2 protein-coding genes and 1 pseudogene are annotated in these 2,969 nt (G+C 66.8%); 2 read left to right on the forward strand and 1 reads right to left on the reverse strand.

From position 1 onward, the window contains the following. The coding region (locus tag LPZ50_RS23690) for a cytochrome ubiquinol oxidase subunit I (protein WP_230665306.1) at positions 1-737 on the reverse strand (737 nt) is incomplete at its 3' end. Between the two features lie 115 nt (positions 738-852). Between LPZ50_RS23690 and LPZ50_RS23695 the strand changes: the two genes are divergently transcribed. Together LPZ50_RS23695 and LPZ50_RS23700 are read left to right on the forward strand one after the other, a co-directional pair. Next, complete coding sequence (locus LPZ50_RS23695; protein WP_230665307.1) at positions 853-2,616, forward strand: glutamine--tRNA ligase/YqeY domain fusion protein; 1,764 nt, start codon at positions 853-855, stop codon at positions 2,614-2,616. Positions 2,617-2,629: 13 nt separating this feature from the next. Beyond that, positions 2,630-2,969 (forward strand): annotated as a pseudogene (locus LPZ50_RS23700) (hypothetical protein); the annotation flags it as partial.

Raw genomic sequence — 2,969 nt, forward strand, 5'->3', positions numbered from 1 at the left:
TCGGCCATGACGCGCGCGGCGCCATCCAGTACCGGCGCCTGCAGCAGCGACGCGGCCGTGGCCACCACCAGGGCGGTCTTGAAGGCGCAGCGTTCGCCGTCGTCGAGCGGGCGGCGCAGGGCCTGCAGCGCCGTCACCCCCAGTATCAGGAAAGCGGCGGCCAGGGCCGACCACAGCGCCATCAGCCCCAGGTTCCAGCCCATGGACGGATTGAAGATGACGGCATACCAGTCGTACACCTGGTAGCGGGCGTCGATCAGGGTGGCGCCGGCGGGCGTCTGCACCCACGATTGCAGGGCCAGCACCCAGAACAGCGCTGCCCCCTGCCCCACCGCCACCATGAACACCGCCAGCGTATGGGCCGCGTCGGACACCCGCCGCTGGCCGAACAGCATCACCCCCAGGAAGCAGGATTTCAGGATGAACACCGACAGCACGCCAAACCCGATGAGCGGGCCGGCCACATTGCCGATTTTGTCCATCAGGCCCGGCCACAGGCTGCCCATCTGGATGAGCGCGGGCAGCGCGGACGCCAGCGTCACCACGAAAGACAGGGCGAAAATGCGCACCCAGAACCGGTAGGCGGCCGTCCAGCCCGGCTGGCCGGTTCTGTGGGCCCGGACCTTGAAGAACAGCAGCAGCCAGGCCAGGGCCAGGGCCAGGGCCATGAACACGGCCAGGAAGCTGAGGCTGGCGGTGAACTGCGCACGCGCCAATAATAGGGGGACGATATCCATGATGGCCGGTAGTGTAGAGCCTGTTTCCGCACCGTGGGGAAAGCGAATAAAACAGGTCCCCGTGCGGACGTGGCAAAATTGACGCTTTGCCGCTGCCTTTACCCCATCCTCCAGCATGACCATCGCCCCGACGACGCCTGCCGCTACCAATTTCCTGCGCAATATCATCGAAGATGACCTGCAGGCCGACCGATTCCAGGGCAAGCGCTGGGCGGGCGCCCCCGGCCCGGCGTCCGTACAGTCGCAGGGCGCCCCCGATCCGGCGCGCATCCGCACCCGCTTCCCGCCCGAGCCCAACGGCTACTTGCACATCGGCCATGCCAAGAGCATCTGTGTGAATTTCGGCCTGGCGCGCGACTACGGCGGCGTGTGCCACCTGCGCTTCGACGACACCAACCCGGAAAAAGAAGACCAGGAATACGTGGACGCCATCATCGATGCCGTGCACTGGCTGGGCTTCGACTGGAAGGCCGACGGCAACGAGAACCTGTATTTCGCCAGCGACTACTTCGGCTTCATGTACGAGTTCGCCCAGGCGCTGGCCGAGGCCGGCTACGCCTACGTCGACGAACAATCGCCCGAGCAGATCCGCCAGAACCGCGGCACCCTGACCGAACCGGGCGTGAACTCGCCCTGGCGCGACCGCCCGGCGGCCGAATCGCTGGCCCTGCTGGCCGAAATGCGCGACGGCAAGCATCCCGACGGCAGCCTGGTGCTGCGCGCCAAGATCGACATGGGATCGCCCAACATCAACCTGCGCGACCCGGTCATGTACCGGGTGCGCCACGCCAGCCACCACCGCACCGGCGACCAATGGTGCATCTATCCCATGTACAGCTGGGCGCACCCGGTGGAAGACGCCCTGGAAGGCATCACCCACAGCATCTGCACGCTGGAATTCGAAGACCAGCGCCCGTTCTACGACTGGATCCTGGCCCGGCTGGCCGAACTGGGCAAGCTGGCCCGGCCGCTGCCGCGCCAGTACGAATTCGCGCGCCTGAACCTCAGCTACGTGGTTACCAGCAAGCGCAAGCTGTTGCAACTGGTGCGCGAAGGCCATGTCGACGGCTGGGACGACCCCCGCATGCCCACCCTGTTCGGCCTGCGCCGGCGCGGCTACACGGCCTCGGCCATCCGGCTGTTCTGCGACCGCACTGCGGTGTCCAAGTCCGATTCGCGCATCGACTACAGCCTGCTCGAACAGGCCGTGCGCGACGACCTCGACCCCCGCGCGCCGCGTTCCGTGGCCGTGCTGGACCCGCTGAGGCTGGTCATCACCAATTACCCGGCCGGCCAGGAAGAGGCCTGCTCGGCGCCGCGCAACCCGCACGACCCGGCGGCCGGCAAGCGCGAATTCCCGTTTTCGCGCGAACTCTGGATCGAACGCGACGATTTCCGCGAAGAAGCTCCCAAGAAGTACTTCCGCCTGTTCCCCGGCAACATGGTGCGGCTGAAGTACGGCTACGTGGTGCGCTGTACCGGTTTCACCAAAGACGACACGGGCCGCATTACCGAGGTACAGGCCGAATACCTGCCCGACACCAAAAGCGGCACCCCCGGCGCCGACAGCGTCAAGGTCAAGGGCAATATCACCTGGGTCAGCGCGGCGCACGCCATTCCCGCCCGCGTGCACCTGTACGACCGCCTGTTCTCCGACCCGCATCCCGATGCCGGCGACAAAGACTTCCTGGCCTGCCTGAACCCCGATTCGCGCCATACCGTCGACGCCTGGCTCGAACCCAATACGGTGGCCGAACCGGGGGCCAGCTGGCAGTTCGAGCGGCTGGGCTACTTCACCGTGGACAGCAAAGACTCCACTCCCGAGGCGCCGGTGCTCAACCGCATCGTCACGCTGCGCGATTCCTGGGCCACGGCCTGATTCCTGTTTGCCCATGACTACCGATTCCCTCGCCCTGGATTTCAAGAGCGCCACGCTGTATGCCATTCGCGTGGTGCTGCACAGCGCCGATCTCGCCCGCCTGTCCGCCGCGCTGGACCAACGCATGGCCGACGCGGGCAGCTTCTTTGAAAACGAACCCGTGGTGGTCGACGCCAGCCGGGTGGAAGACCCCATCGACTGGCCGGCCCTGCTGCAAGCGCTGCGCGGGCACAATCTGCCCCCCATTGGCGTGGTGGCCCAGGGCGCCAACCTGAAGGCTGCCCCAGGTCGCGGCTCATGTGGTCCGCCACTGCCCGGGCGATCTGGTCGGTGGTGGCGCCCGGAGCATAGGG

The organism is Bordetella petrii, from assembly GCF_020991325.1.
Taxonomy (GTDB): Bacteria; Pseudomonadota; Gammaproteobacteria; order Burkholderiales; family Burkholderiaceae_B; genus Bordetella_A; species Bordetella_A petrii_E.

Excerpts from the sequence above, each read along its gene's own strand:
- LPZ50_RS23695 (WP_230665307.1), top strand. The coding sequence starts at position 853 with ATGACCATCGCCCCGACGACGCCTGCCGCTACCAATTTCCTGCGCAAT.